Source organism: Streptomyces callyspongiae, from assembly GCF_047200695.1.
Taxonomy (GTDB): domain Bacteria; phylum Actinomycetota; class Actinomycetes; order Streptomycetales; family Streptomycetaceae; genus Streptomyces.
This window is the reverse complement of record NZ_JBJZOM010000032.1, coordinates 1-16,659: the sequence shown is the minus strand read 5'-3', so window position 1 is coordinate 16,659 and position 16,659 is coordinate 1. Positions and strand designations below refer to the sequence as shown.

The window sequence follows — 16,659 nt, the reverse complement described above, 5'->3', positions numbered from 1 at the left end:
TGGGGTCCCTTCGCAACCGCTCGCTCGACGTCGGCCGGGTCCAGTTCGGGCGCCCCGGCTCGCAGCCACAGAAAGTACTCGACGTTTCCGGACGGTCCCGGCAGCGGACTTGCGGTGACGCCGCGCACGCCGTAGCCGAGGGCCGCGGCCCGTTGTGCGACGGTGCGGACGGCCTCGGCACGCAGCGCGGGACTGCGCACCACGCCCCCGCTGCCCAGACGTTCCTTCCCGACCTCGAACTGCGGTTTGACCATGAGGACGAGGTCGGCGTCGGGCGCGGCGCAGCGCGCGAGGGCCGGCAGCACGAGTCCGAGCGGGATGAACGACAGGTCGCCGACGATCAGGTCGGCGGGGAGGTCGTCCAGATCGGCCGGGGTCAGCTCACGGATGTTGGTGCGGTCCTTGACGGTGACCCGGTCGTCGCTCTGCAGCGACCAGGCGAGCTGCCCGTAGCCGACGTCGACGGCCACCACGTGCCCGGCCCCGGCACGGAGCAGGACGTCGGTGAAGCCGCCGGTGGAGGCGCCGGCGTCCAGGGCGCGGCGTCCTTCCACGGCGAGGCCGTCGGGGGTGAAGGCCGCGAGAGCGCCGGCGAGTTTGTGTCCGCCCCGCGAGACGTAGTCGGGGTCGCCGTCGTCCTCACGGACGACGACGGCGGCGCTCGTCCGCACCTGCGTGGCGGGTTTGGTGGCGGTGGCGCCGCCGACGGTCACGCGCCCGTCGGCGATGAGCCTGCTCGCATGCTCGCGGGAACGGGCCAGCTTGCGGCGCACCAGCTCGGCGTCGAGGCGCCTGCGTTGCGGGCGGGTCACAGCCACGTGGGGTTCAGCTCCTGGAATCGTGCCGGTCGAGCGCGGTCAGCGTGTCGCGCAGCGCGCGGTGCACATCCTCGTACACCTCCAGGTGGCCGGGGACGGCGAGGTGGTCGGCGTCGGCCAGGCGTTGCAGCGTGTCGTCGACGGGGCGGTGGCCGGTCGGCGTCAGGCGCAGTCCGAGCGGCCGGGGTCCGTGCGGGACGGGCTCGGCACCGCCGGGTCCGGCCGGGGCCGTATCCGGTCCGTCGCCCGCCGCGTCGTCGGCGGGCGTGGCGCCGTCCCCGGGGGCGGGTGGAGGGGCCGGAACCGGGGCCCCGGGCGGCCCGCACTCCCGGTCTCCCGCCGACGGTGCCGGAGCGGGAGGGTCCTCCCGCGGGGCAGGGGCGGACTGCGCCGGTGCACCGAGCGGGCGACGGGCCGGAACGGGTGCCGGCGGACCGGGCAGGGGGCGACGGCCGGGCGGCGTCCCCGGCTGTTCCGGCTGGGAACCTGGCATCGGCTCGTTCATGGGGCCGACGCTACCCCTCCGCGGGATCGTGTGCGGCGCCCGTGCCCGGGCCGGGCGGAAAGTCGCCCCCACCGGGGGGCACGGGGCCGCTCCCGGCGCGTGCCCGGCCACGGGCCGCGGGGACGACCAGGGGCGTCCCGGTCTCGGGGTCGTCGATCACACGGCAGGGCAGGCCGAAGACCTTCTCGACCAGTTCGGCGGTGACCACGTCCCCGGGCGGCCCCTCGGCCACGACCTCTCCGTCCTTCATGGCGACGAGGTGGGTCGCGTAGCGGGCTGCGTGGTTGAGGTCGTGGAGCACCGCAACGACGGTGCGGCCGTGGTCGTGGAGCCGGGCGCAGAGGTCGAGGACATCGATCTGGTGGGCGATGTCCAGGTACGTCGTCGGTTCGTCGAGGAGCAGCAGGGGCGTTTCCTGCGCGAGGACCATGGCGATCCACACCCGCTGGCGCTGGCCTCCGGACAGTTCCTCGACGAGGCGGTCGGCCAGTTCGAGGACGCCGGTGGCGGCCATGGCGTCGGCGGTGACGCGTTCGTCGTGCCGCGACCACTGCCGCAGGAGCCCCTGGTGGGGGTAGCGGCCCCGGGCCACGAGGTCGGCGACGGTGATGCCGTCGGGCGCGAGGGAGGACTGCGGGAGCAGTCCGAGCTTCCGCGCGATCTGCTTCGCCGGCAGCCGGGCGATGTCGCGCCCGTCGAGGACGACCCGGCCCGATGCGGGGCCGAGGAGCCCCGACAGAGCCTTCAGGAGGGTCGACTTGCCGCAGGCGTTGGGGCCGACGATCACGGTGAAGGACCGGTCGGGCACGGCTGCGTCGAGGCCGCGTGCGACGGTGCGTCCGTCGTAGGCCAGGGTCAGGTCTTCGCCGGCGAGTCCGACGTGCCGGTCTTCCGCGGCGGCAGCACGTCGCGGGGGCGCGGTGCCGGTGGCGGGGGTTGTGTCGGTGGCGTGCATGGTGGTGCTCCCGGTCTCCGTGCTGTGGTCGTTCCGTTCGCGCGCGCCGCCCGCGCCGCCGGTTCCTTCGGCTGCCGCCCGGGACGTCGTCACAGGCGGCCCGCTCTCCGCTCGGTGGCCAGCAGCCACACGAGGTATCCCCCGCCCAGGACGCCGGTGACGACTCCGACGGGAAGGGTGTGTCCGGGGACCAGGCGTTGGGCCGCCAGGTCGGCCAGCACCATGAGTGCTGCTCCGAGACAGAGCGCGGGCAGCAGGTTGGGGCCGGGGGCGCGCGTGAGTCGTCGGGCGAGCTGCGGTGCGGTGAGTGCCACGAAGGCGACCGGACCTGCCGCCGCCGCGGCGAAGGACACCAGCAGGACGGCTGCGGCGAGTACCGTGACCCGCACCTTCCGGGTCGCGACACCGAGAGAGGCCGCCGTGTCGTCACCCATCTCGAGCATGCGCAGCGGACGTGAGCAGCCGAGCAGGACGAGCGGCAGCAGCACGGCCAGGGCGACGAGCAGCGGCAGGACGTTCTCCCAGCCCCGGCCGTCCAGGCTGCCGGTGATCCACAGCACCGCGCGTCCGGCGTCCAGGAGCTGGGCGCGGGTCAGCAGGTAACCGTTGACACCGGTCAGGAGGGCGGTCATGCCGATGCCGATGAGGATCAGCCGGTAGCCGTGCATCCCCTGCCGCCAGGAGAGCAGGGCGACGGCGAGGCCGGTGAGGGCGCCGCCGGCCACGGCTCCCGCAGCGAGGGCGGCGCTGCCGCCGCCGAGGAGCACCACGGTGGTGAGGGCGCCGGTGGCGGACCCGGAAGTGAAGCCGAGGATGTCGGGGCTGCCGAGCGGGTTGCGGACGACGGACTGGAAGACGGCCCCGCCCAGAGCGAGGGAGGCGCCGACGAGGAGGGCGGTGGCCGCGCGCGGCAGCCGCACTTCCCGAACGATGAACTCGTCCGCGGGGACGCCCGTTCCCAGGAGGGTCCGCAGCACGTCCCCAGCGGTCATCGGATAGTCGCCGCTGCCCGAGGCGATCGCGAACAGGGCCGCGGCCAGCGCCACCAGGGCGCAGGCGGTACTCGCCGCGACGGCACGGGGCCGGTGGACGAGGGACAGGCTGCCGATGCGGAGGACGCTCATGCACGGACTGCCTTCCGCCGGCTCACGAAGTAGAGGAAGAGCGGCCCGCCCAGCACTGCGGTCACCACGCCGACCTGGACTTCTGAGGGGCGGGCGACGAGTCGCCCGACGACGTCGGCGGCGAGCAGCAGGACCGGGGCGAGGACGGCGCAGTAGGGGAGCATCCAGCGCATGTCGGGGCCGGTGAGGGCGCGGACGGCGTGGGGCACCATCAGCCCCACGAACACGATGGGTCCGCAGGCGGCCGTGGCAGCACCGCAGAGCAGGGTGACGGCCAGGACGCCCGCGGCCCGGGTGTGTTCGGGACGGGAGCCGAGAGCTTTCGCGGATTCCTCGCCCAGCGCCAGGGCGTTGAGCGGACGTGCCAGGGCGAGGGCGAGGACCGTGCCGAGGACGAGGAAGGGCAGCACACGGGACGCGGTGGCCGGGGGTGCGCCCGCCAGGGAGCCGACGGTCCAGAAGCGCATGACGTCGAGGGAGGAGGTGTCCAGCAGCATCACCGCGTTGACATAGCTGAACAGGGCGGCGTTGAGAGCTGCTCCGGCGAGGGCGAGGCGGGCCGGCGTGGCGCCGCGTCCGCCACCGACGACGTAGACGAGGACGGAAACCGCGGCCGCGCCCGCGAGCGCGAACCAGACGTACCCGGTGAACTCCTGGACGCCGAGGAATGTGAGGGCGGTGACCACGGAGGCGGCGGCGCCCGCGTTGATGCCGAGGAGTCCGGGATCGGCGAGCGGATTCCGGGTGAGTGCCTGCATCACCCCACCCGCGAGCCCCAGCGCGGCCCCGATCAGCAGGCCCAGCAGCGTCCGGGGGAGTCGCATGCCGTGGACCACGGCGTGGTGCGGGGACGACGCCTCGACCAGTCCGGTCCACACCTCTCCAGGGGCCAGGGGCCTGGCGCCGAGTGCAAGACTCCCGGCGAGAAGTGCGAGCAGCAGCACCAGCGAGGCGAGAAGTCCGAGGGCCCGGGCCGCGTGCCGCCCGGGCCGCGGTGCGGGGTTGGGGGATGCTGCCGAACCGGGCGCGTGCGGTGGGGACTCGGTGAGCGACACGTGGGGCGGCTCCGATTCGATGCGGGCGGGGCCGGTGCCCCTCCTCCTGGACAACAACTTTGGTTAGGTTAACCTAACCACGGTTTCAGGGTCACGGCCCTCCCCAGTCCGCAGGAAAGGCACCGTCATGTCTCAGTACCGTCCCTCCCGACCCACCCGCCGCGGCGTACTCGGCGCCGGAGGAGCCCTCGGACTCGGCGCCCTGCTCGCCGCCTGCGGCGGCAGCGACGCGCCGGGCAAGGGCGGCCCCTCGCAGGGCGACGGCGGCGCGTGGTCCTTCACCGACGACCGCGGCCGCACCGTCTCCCTGGGGTCCGCGCCGCAGCGGATCGTCGCGTTCACCGGAACCGCAGCAGCCCTGCACGACTTCGGCGTCGACGACCGGCTGGTCGGCGTCTTCGGGCCGACGACCCTGCCCGACGGCAGCGCCGACCCGCAGGCCGGCGACCTCGACGTCGACCGCGTCGAGATCATCGGCAACGCCTACGGCGAGTTCAGCATCGAGAAGTACGCCTCCACGCGCCCGCAACTGCTGATCACCAACATGTACGAGCCGGGCGCTCTGTGGTTCGTGCCCGAGGAGAGCAAGTCCAAGATCGTCGAACTGGCCCCCACCCTCGCGATCAAGAGCGCACGCACCTCCCTGAAGAAGATCGTCGTCCGCTACGCGGAACTGGCGGCCGCACTCGGCGCCGATCTGAAGGCCCCCCGGGTCACCGACGCCCGGGCCCGCTTCGAGCAGGCCTCCGAACGCCTCCGCAAGGCCGCCGCGGCGAACCGGCGCCTCCGTGTGCTGGCGTGCTCCGGCAGCAAGGACCTGTTCTACGCCTCCAACCCCGAGGTGAACGCCGACCTGCAGTACTTCCGGGAACTCGGAGTGAACCTCGTCATGCCGGAAAACCTGGACAAGGGCGGCTACTTCGAGAGCCTCAGCTGGGAGAACGCCGACACCTACGACGCGGACCTCCTGCTGCTCGACGACCGCACGGCGACGTTGCAGCCCGAGCAGCTGAAGGCCAAGCCGGCCTGGCGCGCGCTGCCTGCCGTCCGAGCGGGCCGGATCACTCCGTGGTCCAGCGAGCCCCGCTTCTCCTACGCGGGCGCGGCACCCCTGCTGGAACGTCTGGCCACGGCCATCGAGGACGCCGGGAAGGCCGGCTGAAAGAGCCCGGAACGAGAGGGGAAAGCACCGTGACCACACCGGTCTCCGAAACACCCGCACCCGCAGTGCCGTTCGACTTCTTCGACCTGGAGGTGGTGCGCACCCGCAGACTGGGGCCGACGATGCTCCGCGTCACGCTCGGCGGCCCGGACATGGCGGAGTTCGCCGGTGGCGGACGCGACCAGAGCTTCTCGCTCTTCCTCCCGCAACCCGGCCGGCGGGCACCTACGGTCCCGCGCGGAGCGGACTGGTTCGCCCGCTACCGCGCCATGGATCCCGCCGAACGTCCCGTGATGCGGGCCTACACCGTGCGGGAGCAACGCGACGGAGAACTGGACATCGACTTCGCCCTGCACGGTGACGGCGGTCCCGCGTCCCGCTGGGCGGGCGAGGCCCGGCCCGGCGACCGGGTCACGCTGCTCGGCCCGGTGGTGGCGGACAACAAGTCGGTGGGTTTCCGGCCGCCCGAGGACACCGACTGGGTGCTGCTGTGCGGCGACGAGACCGCACTGCCCGCGATCGCGGCGATAGTGGAGTGGCTGCCAGCGGAACTGCCCGCCCACGTCGTCGTCGAGGTGCCTCGGCCGGGCGACGTCACCGAACTCGCCGCGGCGGCACCCGTCGACGTCACCTGGCTGGTGCGGGCCGGCGAGCGGCGGAACCGCACCGAGGCGGCGCTGGCGACCGTCCGGTCCCTGGCATTCCCGGACGGCACTCCGTACGCCTGGCTGGCGGGTGAAGCCGGAACGGTGCGTGCGCTGCGCCGCCACCTGCTGGGCGACCGGGGCTTCGACCGGCGCCGCGTCACCTTCTCCGGATACTGGCGCCTGGGCACCTCGGAGGACCGTCTCGCCGCCGAAGCCGCGGAGGGCGTCGCCCGGGTGCCGGAGGACTGAAGCCGCGCCCGCGCCCGGTGGACGCGGCGGGGCGGGCGCACGATCACAGCAGCGGCAGGTGGGCCGTGACCGACTTGCCCCCGCCGTGGTGCCGGGTGACGACCAGTCGGCGGGCCAATCGGCACGTCAGCGCCCATCCGTACCCTCCGGGTTGCGACCGGCCGGTGGTGGACAGCTCCTGACGGCGCGGCACGGCGTCGCTGCCGTCGGACACGGTCACGATCAGCCGGTCCCGATGGATCCTGGCACGGAAAGCGGTGATCCCTCCCGCGTGCCGGATCGCGTTGGTGGCCAGTTCGGAGGTCACCAGCAGCGCGTCGGCCACGACGACCTCGTCGCCGGGCGAGGCCCGCCCGGCCTCCCCGAAATGGCGTCCCAGCAGATGTGTGACACGGTCCCTGGCCTCCGCCGCCGTCAGCGGCGGCGGAAGCAGAGGCTCTCCGGCCGGTCCGGCGGAGAACCTCTCTCTTCGCACTCGTTCCATTCCGATCCCGTTCCTACTCCCCGTGCAGGCCGCATGCCCGCTCCGGGGAGGCGCATGCGGCGGAGCCGGAGGAAGGACGTGGCGGGCGGAGGAGTCCGCGAACCCGAGTGCGGAGTCGTCCACCACGGTGCGCTCACCGGGCGAGCCGTGAGAGCGCCTCGGCGGCATCCGCTGTGCACCGCCCCTCGCCCGCGGCTGCCCAGGCGGCGGAGCACAGCGCGCGGAGACCGTCGAGCGGGTCGCCGTCGCCGTTCAGGACGAGGCTGTCCCCGGAGCACCGGGCACGCCAGCCTCCGCAGGCGAACCCGTGGTCGGCCTTCTCGGGGGCCGGGTGGGGCAGCAGGAGACCGCGCAGATCCGCGGCCACGTAGCACGGGCGGTGCTCCACGGGCGCGGCCACCAGCTGCGCCGCGTCCGTCACTCCCGTCAGCACCAGCAAGGAGTCCGCGCCGGAGGCCCGCGCCCCCTCGATATCGGTGTCCAGCCGGTCGCCCACGACCAGCGGCCGCTGCGCGCCGGTCCGCAGAATCGTCTCCCGGTGCATCGGCGGCTGCGGCTTCCCGGCGACCCGCGGTTCGGGGGCGGGCCGCATCCACCGGGTGGCGATCCGCACGACCTCGAGTGCCGCCCCGTTTCCGGGGCCGATACCCCGAGCGTCCGGCACGGTCGCGTCGGCGTTCGCGGCGAACCAGGCGGCACCGCGACCGATCGCGAGCGACGCCTCGGCCAGCAGGCCCCATCGCAAATCAGGTCCGCCGTACCCCTGGACGACGGCGAGCGGCTCGTCGTCGGCGGATTCCACGAGGTGCAGACCGCGCTCCTCCAGCGCCACCCGCAGCCCCTCGCCTCCGACCCGGAGCACCCGTGCACCCGGGGGCAGCTGCTCCGCCACCAGACGTGCGACGGCCTGTGCGGAGGTCACCACCGCTTCGGCACCGGCGGGCACACCGAGTCGGTTCAGGTGCTCGGCGACGGCCTCCGGAGTGCGGGAGGCGTTGTTGGTGACGAACGCCTCCCGCATGCCGTCGGCCCTGGCCGCGGCGAGCGCCTCGACAGCCTGCGGAACGGCGGCTCCACCGGCGTACACCACGCCGTCCAGGTCGAGGAGCGCGGTGTCGTAGACCCGGCTCGGAGCGGCGTCGCAGGCATGGAGCATGGGGGTTCCCTCGAACGGTGCTCTGGTGGTGTGCACCCCCGATCATCCCGTACCCTCCCCCTCCCGCATGCGGCAGGCCCGCATAGCATTCCGGGATGCGAACCGACGGCAACGACGCCTCCACCCGGGACACCGACGGCCTGACGCTGCTGCCTTTCCGCGGGCTGCGCTACGACCCGGACCGAGTGAGTTCCCTCGCCGCCGTCACCTCGCCGCCCTACGACGTCGTCGTCCGGCCGGACGGTGTGCTCCACCTGGAGACGGCCGACCCGTACAACATCGTGCGCCTGATCCTTCCCCACACCGCCGACCCCGGTGCACGGCACCGGCAGGCGGCGCGGACGCTGAGCCGCTGGCAGCAGGAAGGAGTCCTGACCACCGACCCGGACCCCGCGCTGTACGTGTACGAGCAGCGGCGCGGCGAGGTGCTGCAACGGGGCCTGATCGGGGCGCTGCGCCTGGACGGTCCGGTGCTGCCGCACGAGGCCGTCGTGCCGGAGATCGTGGCCGACCGGGCGGCGCTGATGCGGGAGGCCGCCGCCAACTTCGAACCGCTGCTGCTCACCTACCGGGGTGACGGCACCGTCACCGGGGCCACCGCGGTCATCGAACGCTGCATGTCCCGGCCACCGTTGCTCACCACCACGACCGAGGACGGGTACGCGCACCGCCTGTGGTCGGTGACCTCTCCCGAGGAACTGGCGGTCGTCGAGGCGGACCTGGCCTCCCGGCAGGCGATGATCGCCGACGGCCACCACAGATGGGCGACCTACCAGCAGCTGTACCGGGAGCGGCAGGGCAGCGAGGGGGCGGACGCCTGGTCGGCCGGGCTCGTGCTGCTGGTCGACTCCGCCCGCTACCCGTTGCAGGTACGCGCGATCCACCGTGTCCTGCCACGACTGCCGTTGCAGCAGGCGCTCTCCGCCCTGGACGGCGTGTGCCGCGTCCGGCGTCTCGACAGCCCGCTGTCGACGGCGCTGGACCTGTTGGCGGCGACCCCCGGGAACGCGTACCTCCTCGCGGACGGCACGGGCCCGCTCCGCCTGGTGGACCGCCTGGACGCCTCCCTGCCGGCCCGGACGGTGCGCACGGACCGGCCCGAGGCCTGGAGGCAGTTGGACGCGACCGTGCTGCACGCCGCGCTGCTGGACCACGTGTGGCGGGTTCCGGACAGCCCGGCGGACATCTCCTACCTGCACTCCGCCGAGGACGCGGTCGAGCAGGCGCGCCAGCGTGGTGGCACGGCCGTGCTCCTCCGTCCGGAACGCGAGGAGACGGTGCGGGAACTGGCCGGGCAGGGCGTCACCATGCCGCGCAAGTCGACGTCCTTCGGGCCGAAACCCGCCACCGGACTGGTGATGCGTTCCCTGCGGGAGACGTCCGACTGAAGGTCCCCCCTCCCCTCCCTCTTATGGCTTAGGTTAGGCTAACCTCAGTCAACGGACGGGGGTGTCCTGCGCTGCCCCTGCGCGCACGACGTCCGCACCAGGGAGGACTTTCCATGGGTTTCCTCGCGCATCCCACCGAGGAGCATTCCGTCGGGCCGGCAACGGACGCCCCGACGAGCGGGGCGTACCTGCTGGCCGGAGGCACGGCGGAGGAGTACCGGCGCGCGGTCGGCGCCGGGGCGGAACGCGTGGCTTCGAGGATCGCCACCACCGAGCGCCCCTTCAGCGGCACCGCCCCCGATCGCCTCGCCCCGGAGATCGCCGCTGTCGACCTCGACGATCCGCTGCACGACACGACCGCGGCGCTGGACGAACTCGAACAGCTCTACCTGCGCGACGCCGTCTACTTCCACCACCCGCGCTATGTCGCCCACCTCAACTGCCCGGTGGTCATTCCGGCGATGGTCGGCGAAACCGTGCTGTCCGCGGTCAACTCGTCCCTGGACACCTGGGACCAGAGCGCGGGCGGCACCCTCATCGAACGCCGCCTGATCGGCTGGACGGCACAGCGTGCGGGCCTGGGCCGAGCGGCCGACGGCGTCTTCACCAGCGGAGGGACCCAGTCGAACCTCCAGGCCCTTCTCCTGGCCAGGGAGGAGGCATGCCGGCTGGTGCGGAAGAACGCGGAGACACCGCCGCGCACACCGGAGATCCTGCCACGGCTCCGCGTCCTGGCCTCCGCATGCAGCCACTTCAGCGTCACCAAGTCGGCCCTGCTGCTCGGCCTCGGACAGGACGCCGTCATCTCCGTCCCCTGCGACGAGGAGCGTCGCATGCGGGCCGACGCGCTGGCCGAGGAACTGGAGCGCTGCCGGCGCGAGGACCTGGTGCCGATGGCGGTCGTCGCCACCGCCGGCACCACCGACTTCGGCAGCATCGATCCGCTGCCGGAGATCGCCCGCCTTTGCGCCTCCCACAACACCTGGATGCACGTCGACGCTGCCTACGGCTGCGGACTGCTGCTGTCGTCGCGACGCCGCCATCTGCTCGACGGCATCGAGCGGGCGGACTCCGTGACCGTCGACTACCACAAGTCCTTCTTCCAGCCGGTCAGTTCCAGCGCACTGCTGGTCCGGGACGGGGCGACGCTCCGGCACGTCACTTATCACGCCGACTACCTCAACCCGCGCCGGAACACCAGCGAGCACATCCCCAACCAGGTCGACAAGTCACTCCAGACGACGCGGCGCTTCGACGCGCTCAAACTGTGGATGACCCTGCGGATCATGGGCGCCGACGCGCTCGGGGAACTCTTCGACACGGTGGTGGACCGGGCCGCGGAGGCCTGGCGCCTACTGGACCGCGATCCCCGGTTCGAGGTCGTCGTCGCGCCGCGGCTGAGCACCCTGGTCTTCAGGTACGTGCCGGAACAGGACACCGGCCGGACGGATCCGGTGCTGTGCGACCGGGCGAACCTCCACGCACGCCGGGAGCTGTTCGCCTCCGGCGAGGCCGTCGTCGCGGGAACGGTGGTCGACGGCCGGCACCACCTGAAGTTCACCCTGCTCAACCCGTACACCACCCGGGACGACCTGGCCGCGGTCCTCGACCTGCTGGCCGGACACGCGCAGGACTACGTCTCCCGGGAAACCGGCGCCTGAGCAACGCGGCACGCACCGCACGAACCGTCCCCGTCCCCTCCCTCCCGGAGCACACGTGTCCACCCCTGACATCCACGACTTCATCGCCGTCGGCCTGGGCCCCTTCAACCTCGGCCTGGCCTGCCTGGCCGAACCGCTCGACGGGCTCGACGGCCTGTTCCTGGAACGGAACGAGGAATTCGACTGGCACCCCGGCATGCTGCTGGAGAGCGCCACACTCCAGACACCGTTCCTGGCCGACCTGGTGACCTTCGCCGACCCGACGTCGCCCTACTCCTTCCTCAACTACCTCAAGCAGTCCGGGCGGCTCTACGCGTTCTACATCCGCGAGAGCTTCTACCCGCTGCGCACCGAGTACAACGACTACTGCCGCTGGGCGGCGCGCGGGCTGAGCAGTGTCCGCTTCGGCGAGGACGTCGTACGCGTCGAGTACGAGGAGGCGGAGGGCTGCTACGCCGTCCACGCCGTGCGCCGCGGCGAACGGACCGTCCACCGGGCCCGACGGCTGGTACTGGGCACGGGAACACCACCCCATGTTCCCGAGAGCTGCAGGGGACTCGGCGGTGATCTGCTCCACAACTCCGCCTACCTGGAGAACAAGGCCCGGCTGCAGGCGAAGGACAGCATCGCGATCGTCGGCAGCGGGCAGAGCGCCGCGGAGATATATCACGACCTGCTGCAGGACATCGACTCCCACGGCTACGAACTCACCTGGGTGACGCGCTCACCGCGCTTCTTCCCCCTGGAGTACACCAAGCTCACGCTGGAGATGACCTCACCGGAATACGCGGACTACTTCCACGCGCTGCCCGCCCCGACCCGCGATCGCCTCGTCGTCTCCCAGAAGAACCTGTACAAGGGGATCAACACCGAACTGATCGACGGCATCTTCGACCTGCTGTACCAGAAGAGTCTGACCGGCCCCTGCCCCACGAGGCTGATGACGAACACCGCCCTCACCGGCGCCCGCCACGAGGCCGCTACCGGCACCTACACGCTCGACCTGCGGCAGGAGGAACAGGGCCGGGACTTCTCCCTCACCACGCAGGGTCTCGTCCTCGCCACCGGGTACCGCCAGCGGCTTCCGGAATTCCTCGAACCCGTTCACGACCGCATCTCCTGGGACGAACAAGGACGCTTCGCGGTGCGTCGGAACTACCGGGTGGACGCCGACGGCGGAGAGATCTACGTGCAGAACGCGGAACTCCACACACACGGCTTCGTCGCCCCCGACCTCGGCATGGCGGCCTACCGCAACTCCTGCATCCTCCGGGAGATGCTGGGTCGCGAGCCCTACACCGTGGAGCGGCGCATCGCCTTCCAGGACTTCGGAGCACCGCCCGAGCCTCTCACCGACGGGCAGGTGGCTCCGGCATGAGCGACCTCCTGTGGACCCGCACCGACCGGGAACTCGGCACGTTCGCCGTCCGCCGCGTGGACCCGACGGGCGACGCGCCGCTGCTGCACCGCTGGCTCACCCACCCCAAGTCGGCCTTCTGGATGATGCAGGATGCGGAACGCGCGGACGTGGAACGCGAGTTCCGGGAAATTGCCGCACGTCCCGGCCACGACGCCTACCTCGGCCTGCACGAAGGCACGCCGTCCTTCCTGGTCGAGCGCTACGACCCGGCCGACGAACTGGGCGATGTCCACGAGACCCTGCCGGGCGACGTCGGCATGCACTTCCTCTGCGCACCGACCGACACACCGCTGCACGGCTTCAGCCTCGCCGTCATCACCACCGTCATGGATCTACTCTTCTCCGATCCTGACGTGCGTCGTGTCGTGGTGGAACCCGACATCCGCAACACCGCCGTCCACGCGCTCAACGAAGCCGTGGGTTTCCGCGTCCTGGGAACCGTCTCGCTGCCCGAGAAGGACGCGTACCTCAGTACCTGCACCCGCGACGACTATCTGGCAGCCCGAGGAGTGCGCCCATGACCCCACCACCCGCGACCGACGACCCCGCCACCGCCGTCGACCACCTCACCCCGGAGAACTGGGCCCGGGCGAACCGCCTTCTGCTGCGCAAGGCGCTGGCGGAGTTCGCGCACGAACGTCTGCTGCTTCCCCTCGCCGACGGCGAAGGCGGACGCTACGCGGTGCACAGCGACGACGGCACGGTCGTCCACCGGTTCGCCGCACGACGCGGCGCACTGGACCACTGGCAGATCGATGCGGAGAGCATCACGCGTCACCGCGGCGACCAGGAACTGCCGCTGGACGTCCTGGAGGCGGTCGTCGAACTCCGCGACACCCTGGGGCTGAGCGACGACGTGCTGCCGGTGTACCTGGAAGAACTCACCTCCACCCTTGCCGGCACCGCTTTCAAACTCTCCTCACCCGCAATCGGTGCGGAGGAGCTGTCGAGGGCGGACTTCCAGACGGTCGAGGCCGGCATGACCGAGGGACACCCCTGTTTCGTCGCCAACAACGGCCGGCTCGGCTTCGGGATCGCCGAGTACCGCGCCTACGCTCCGGAGGCCGGAGCACCGGTGCGGCTGATCTGGCTCGCGGCCGACCGCAGGCGGTCCACGTTCACCGCCACGCCGGGCCTGGACCACGCCACCCTGGTACGCCAGGAACTCGACCGGGCGACGGTGGAACGCTTCGATGCGGTACTCGTGGACATGGGCCTGGACCCGGACGACTACCACCTGCTGCCGGTCCACCCCTGGCAGTGGTGGAACAAACTGTCCGTCACCTTCGCCGCCGAGGTGGCGGAGCGCCGCCTGGTGTGCCTCGGCCACGGCGACGACGAGCACCAGGCCCAGCAGTCCATCCGCACCTTCTTCAACCGCAGCAGGCCCGAACGCGACTACGTGAAGACCGCGCTCTCGGTGCTGAACATGGGCTTCGTCCGCGGCCTCTCCGCCGCCTACATGGAGGCGACGCCGGCCATCAACGACTGGCTGGCGGACCTGGTGTCGAAGGACGACGTGCTGCGGCGGACAGGACTGACCGTGCTCCGGGAGCGGGCGGCCATCGGCTACCACCCTCCTGCGTACGAAGCGGGATCGCCCAAGGGGTCCCCGTACCGGAAGATGCTCGCCGCCCTGTGGCGCGAGAGTCCGGTACCGCTGCTGAGGTCCGGCGAACGTGCCGCCACGATGGCTTCGCTGCTGCATGTCGACCGGGAGGGCCACTCGTTCGCCGGCGCGCTGATCCGGCGTTCGGGGCTGGCTCCGGCGGAGTGGCTGCGCCGCTACCTCGAGGTCTACCTGACACCTCTGCTGCACTGCTTCTACGAGTACCAGCTCGTGTTCATGCCGCACGGCGAGAACGTCATCCTGGCGCTGGACGAGGACGGTGTGCCGCAGCGTGCCTTCTTCAAGGACATAGCCGAGGAGATCGCCGTGATGAGCCCGGACGTCCCGCTCCCGGAGCAGGTCGAACGCATACGGGCCGAGGTGCCTGAGGAGCTGAAGGTCCTCTCCCTGTTCACCGACGTGTTCGACTGCTTCTTCCGGTTCCTCGACGGGATCCTCGCCGCAGAAGGCGTCATGGACGAGGACACGTTCTGGGGCACCGTCGCCCGGTGCGTGGACGACTACCGCCGCTCCGCGCCGCACCTGGCGGACGCATTCGACCGGCACGATCTGTTCGCCCCCACGTTCGCACGCTCGTGCCTGAACCGGCTGCAGCTGCGGAACAACACCCAGATGGTCGACTTGCAGGACCCGTCGAGCGCCCTGCAGCTCGCCGGCACGCTGGACAATCCGCTCGCCCGGTTCGCCTGAGCGGGCGAGGAACGTGACGAGGTGGGGTGCGGCCCGAGGTCGCACCCCACCCGCGCGTCACGCGGTACCGGTCCCCCGGTCCTCGTCGGAGCCCTGCGCGCTCCCGTCCTCGGTGTCGCCCGCGGACGTCCCGGGCAGGCCGCCGGCCTGCCCGGATTCCTCCGCGTCCTCGTCGAGGGCGTCGACGAACTCCAGTCCGTCCAGCTCGGCCAACCGGTCCGAGGCGTCGGTGAGCCCCTTCTGGTCGGCCTCCAGCGCCTTGGCGAACCAGTCGCGGGCCTCGTCCCGGCGACCGACCTCCAGCAGGACATCGGCGTAGGCGTACCGCAGCCGCGCGGTCCACGGCTGCACCGACTGGGACGCGAGCTCGGAACTCTGGAGGGTGACGACGGCCGCGTCCGCCTGACCCATGTCACGCCGCGCACCGGCGGCGACGATCCGCATTTCCACCTGACCGGCCTTGTCCAGCTGCTTCACCTCGGGCTCACCGGCCATCGCCAGAGCCCGCTCCGGGCGGCCCATGCCGCGCTCGCAGTCGGCCATCATCGGCCACAAGGTGGCGCCACCGGTCATGCGCCGGGCCGCACGGAACTCCGCGAGCGCCTCGGCGTACTTGCCCACCGCGTACGACGCGAACCCGGCGGCCTCGCGGACGGCGGGGACCCGGGACGCGAGTCGGAGAGCCACACGGGAGTAGCCGTAGGCCTGCTCCGGGTCCTCGTCCAGCAGGCGACCGGCCATGATCAGGTTGTTCGCGACGTCCTCCGCCAGCGTCCTCGGAAGGCTCATCAGCTCCTGGCGGACATCGCGGGGGAGCTCCTCGCCGGAGACGTCCTCGGGAATGGGAAGACGCTTCAGCGGCTCGCCGCTGCCACGCGGTCCGCCACCACGGCGCTCGTCGCGGCGGGCGCCGCCACGAGGGGCCCGCCGATCGTCACGCCGGTCGTCCCGGCGGTCGCCCCGGGGGCCACCACGACGCTCGTCGCGGCCGTCCCGGCCGCGGAAGCGGTCGTCACGCCGGTCGTCACGCCCACGGAACCGGTCGTCACGGCGGTCCTCACGGCCCCGGAACCGGTCGTCACGCCGGAAGGAACCGCCACCGGCACGTCCCGGCCTCCTGTCCTCACCCGGACGATCGCCCCGCCGACCGTCATGACGCGGAGAGCGCCTGTCCTGACCCCGGGTGCCCTGATCACGGTCGTCCCTGCGGAAGGAACCACGGGCACGCCCGGAGTCACGGAAACCATCGCGGGGACGGCTGTCGCGGCGCCCGCCGCGATCCCTGCCGTCCCCTTCGCGTCCACGATTCCCGTCCCATCCCCTGCTCCGGTCGCGGTCGCGGTCGCGGTCGCGGTCGCGGTCGCGGTCGCGGTCGCGGTCGCGGTCGCGGTCGAAGGGACGATCGCCGTCACGGCGGCGCTCTCCGTAGGAGCGGCCTCGCCGGTCGTCTTCCCTCCGCGGACCTCGACGGTCGTCGGTGCCCCGCCCGCGGTCGCGTCGGAATCCGGAGCGATCGTCCCGCCGGCCCGCTTCTCGGTCGTATCCGCGCGAGCGGTAGGGCCGGTCGCCACCCTGGCGCGATGATCCGGAGCGCTTCGAACGCGCGGAATCGTCGTCGGACGAGTTCGTGGACATCGGGGTGACTCCTGTCTGCAATTCCTGCTCAGAATAAAAAAGCCGGTGGCTCCAGCGCATGTACGCTGGAGCCACCGGCT

The 16,659-nt window shown here is 72.0% G+C and carries 16 protein-coding genes; 7 read left to right on the top strand and 9 right to left on the bottom strand.

All coding sequences use genetic code 11. The features are described 5' to 3' along the window. From ACL06G_RS21325 to ACL06G_RS21305, 5 genes are all read right to left on the bottom strand, one after another. On the bottom strand, window positions 1–812 hold an 812-nt coding region (locus ACL06G_RS21325), incomplete at its 3' end, for a TlyA family RNA methyltransferase (protein ID WP_412788091.1). A gap of 13 nt (window positions 813–825) precedes the next feature. Next, window positions 826–1,323: a hypothetical protein gene (locus tag ACL06G_RS21320; RefSeq protein ID WP_412788078.1), complete on the bottom strand. Its 498-nt coding sequence runs from the start codon at window positions 1,321–1,323 to the stop codon at window positions 826–828. A gap of 10 nt (window positions 1,324–1,333) precedes the next feature. Then, entirely contained in the window at window positions 1,334–2,278 is a 945-nt protein-coding gene (locus ACL06G_RS21315) for an ABC transporter ATP-binding protein (RefSeq protein WP_412788092.1), read from the bottom strand. Between the two features lie 89 nt (window positions 2,279–2,367). Continuing rightward, on the bottom strand, window positions 2,368–3,402 hold the full coding sequence (locus tag ACL06G_RS21310; RefSeq protein WP_412788079.1) for a FecCD family ABC transporter permease: 1,035 nt from the start codon (window positions 3,400–3,402) through the stop codon (window positions 2,368–2,370). Continuing rightward, window positions 3,399–4,457, bottom strand: coding sequence for a FecCD family ABC transporter permease (locus tag ACL06G_RS21305; protein WP_412788080.1), 1,059 nt, complete (start codon window positions 4,455–4,457; stop codon window positions 3,399–3,401). Before ACL06G_RS21305 ends, ACL06G_RS21310 begins: the two co-directional genes overlap by 4 nt. A gap of 127 nt (window positions 4,458–4,584) precedes the next feature. Here ACL06G_RS21305 and ACL06G_RS21300 point away from each other — a divergent pair, with 127 nt between their 5' ends. Next, window positions 4,585–5,619 carry an ABC transporter substrate-binding protein gene (locus ACL06G_RS21300; RefSeq protein WP_412788081.1) on the top strand — a complete coding sequence of 345 codons (1,035 nt, stop codon included), beginning with the start codon at window positions 4,585–4,587 and terminating at the stop codon, window positions 5,617–5,619. 29 nt (window positions 5,620–5,648) lie between these two features. After that, window positions 5,649–6,515: a siderophore-interacting protein gene (locus tag ACL06G_RS21295; RefSeq protein ID WP_412788082.1), complete on the top strand. Its 867-nt coding sequence runs from the start codon at window positions 5,649–5,651 to the stop codon at window positions 6,513–6,515. A 43-nt stretch (window positions 6,516–6,558) separates the two neighbouring features. Here ACL06G_RS21295 and ACL06G_RS21290 read toward each other — a convergent pair whose 3' ends face one another. Both ACL06G_RS21290 and ACL06G_RS21285 read right to left on the bottom strand, forming a co-directional pair. Continuing rightward, window positions 6,559–6,999: an ATP-binding protein gene (locus ACL06G_RS21290; RefSeq protein ID WP_412788083.1), complete on the bottom strand. Its 441-nt coding sequence runs from the start codon at window positions 6,997–6,999 to the stop codon at window positions 6,559–6,561. A gap of 133 nt (window positions 7,000–7,132) precedes the next feature. After that, the gene (locus ACL06G_RS21285) at window positions 7,133–8,155 is read right to left on the bottom strand and encodes an HAD hydrolase-like protein (protein WP_412788093.1); all 1,023 of its coding nucleotides are present in this window, start codon (window positions 8,153–8,155) and stop codon (window positions 7,133–7,135) included. Window positions 8,156–8,250: 95 nt separating this feature from the next. Between ACL06G_RS21285 and ACL06G_RS21280 the strand changes: the two genes are divergently transcribed. From ACL06G_RS21280 to ACL06G_RS21260, 5 genes are all read left to right on the top strand, one after another. Further along, window positions 8,251–9,543 (top strand): DUF1015 family protein, encoded by a 1,293-nt coding sequence (locus ACL06G_RS21280; protein ID WP_412788084.1) that lies wholly within the window; start codon window positions 8,251–8,253, stop codon window positions 9,541–9,543. A gap of 113 nt (window positions 9,544–9,656) precedes the next feature. Next, entirely contained in the window at window positions 9,657–11,204 is a 1,548-nt protein-coding gene (locus tag ACL06G_RS21275) for a pyridoxal phosphate-dependent decarboxylase family protein (protein ID WP_412788085.1), read from the top strand. A gap of 55 nt (window positions 11,205–11,259) precedes the next feature. Next, window positions 11,260–12,582, top strand: a complete 1,323-nt coding sequence (locus ACL06G_RS21270; protein WP_412836515.1) for a lysine N(6)-hydroxylase/L-ornithine N(5)-oxygenase family protein — start codon at window positions 11,260–11,262, stop codon at window positions 12,580–12,582. After that, window positions 12,579–13,145 (top strand): GNAT family N-acetyltransferase, encoded by a 567-nt coding sequence (locus ACL06G_RS21265; RefSeq protein WP_412788087.1) that lies wholly within the window; start codon window positions 12,579–12,581, stop codon window positions 13,143–13,145. Before ACL06G_RS21270 ends, ACL06G_RS21265 begins: the two co-directional genes overlap by 4 nt. After that, window positions 13,142–14,944, top strand: a complete 1,803-nt coding sequence (locus tag ACL06G_RS21260; protein ID WP_412788088.1) for an IucA/IucC family protein — start codon at window positions 13,142–13,144, stop codon at window positions 14,942–14,944. Before ACL06G_RS21265 ends, ACL06G_RS21260 begins: the two co-directional genes overlap by 4 nt. Window positions 14,945–15,001: 57 nt before the next feature. Here ACL06G_RS21260 and ACL06G_RS21255 read toward each other — a convergent pair whose 3' ends face one another. Both ACL06G_RS21255 and ACL06G_RS21250 read right to left on the bottom strand, forming a co-directional pair. Further along, window positions 15,002–15,733, bottom strand: coding sequence for a hypothetical protein (locus ACL06G_RS21255; protein ID WP_412788089.1), 732 nt, complete (start codon window positions 15,731–15,733; stop codon window positions 15,002–15,004). Window positions 15,734–15,798: 65 nt separating this feature from the next. Then, window positions 15,799–16,515, bottom strand: coding sequence for a hypothetical protein (locus tag ACL06G_RS21250; RefSeq protein WP_412836514.1), 717 nt, complete (start codon window positions 16,513–16,515; stop codon window positions 15,799–15,801). Window positions 16,516–16,659: the final 144 nt, after the last annotated feature.

Coding starts and splice junctions, on each gene's coding strand:
- ACL06G_RS21275 (WP_412788085.1), top strand. CDS start 9,657: ATGGGTTTCCTCGCGCATCCCACCGAGGAGCATTCCGTCGGGCCGGCA.
- ACL06G_RS21260 (WP_412788088.1), top strand. CDS start 13,142: ATGACCCCACCACCCGCGACCGACGACCCCGCCACCGCCGTCGACCAC.
- ACL06G_RS21285 (WP_412788093.1), bottom strand. CDS start 8,155: ATGCTCCATGCCTGCGACGCCGCTCCGAGCCGGGTCTACGACACCGCG.
- ACL06G_RS21315 (WP_412788092.1), bottom strand. CDS start 2,278: ATGCACGCCACCGACACAACCCCCGCCACCGGCACCGCGCCCCCGCGA.
- ACL06G_RS21290 (WP_412788083.1), bottom strand. CDS start 6,999: ATGGAACGAGTGCGAAGAGAGAGGTTCTCCGCCGGACCGGCCGGAGAG.
- ACL06G_RS21300 (WP_412788081.1), top strand. CDS start 4,585: ATGTCTCAGTACCGTCCCTCCCGACCCACCCGCCGCGGCGTACTCGGC.
- ACL06G_RS21255 (WP_412788089.1), bottom strand. CDS start 15,733: ATGAGCCTTCCGAGGACGCTGGCGGAGGACGTCGCGAACAACCTGATC.
- ACL06G_RS21280 (WP_412788084.1), top strand. CDS start 8,251: ATGCGAACCGACGGCAACGACGCCTCCACCCGGGACACCGACGGCCTG.
- ACL06G_RS21320 (WP_412788078.1), bottom strand. CDS start 1,323: ATGAACGAGCCGATGCCAGGTTCCCAGCCGGAACAGCCGGGGACGCCG.
- ACL06G_RS21310 (WP_412788079.1), bottom strand. CDS start 3,402: ATGAGCGTCCTCCGCATCGGCAGCCTGTCCCTCGTCCACCGGCCCCGT.
- ACL06G_RS21265 (WP_412788087.1), top strand. CDS start 12,579: ATGAGCGACCTCCTGTGGACCCGCACCGACCGGGAACTCGGCACGTTC.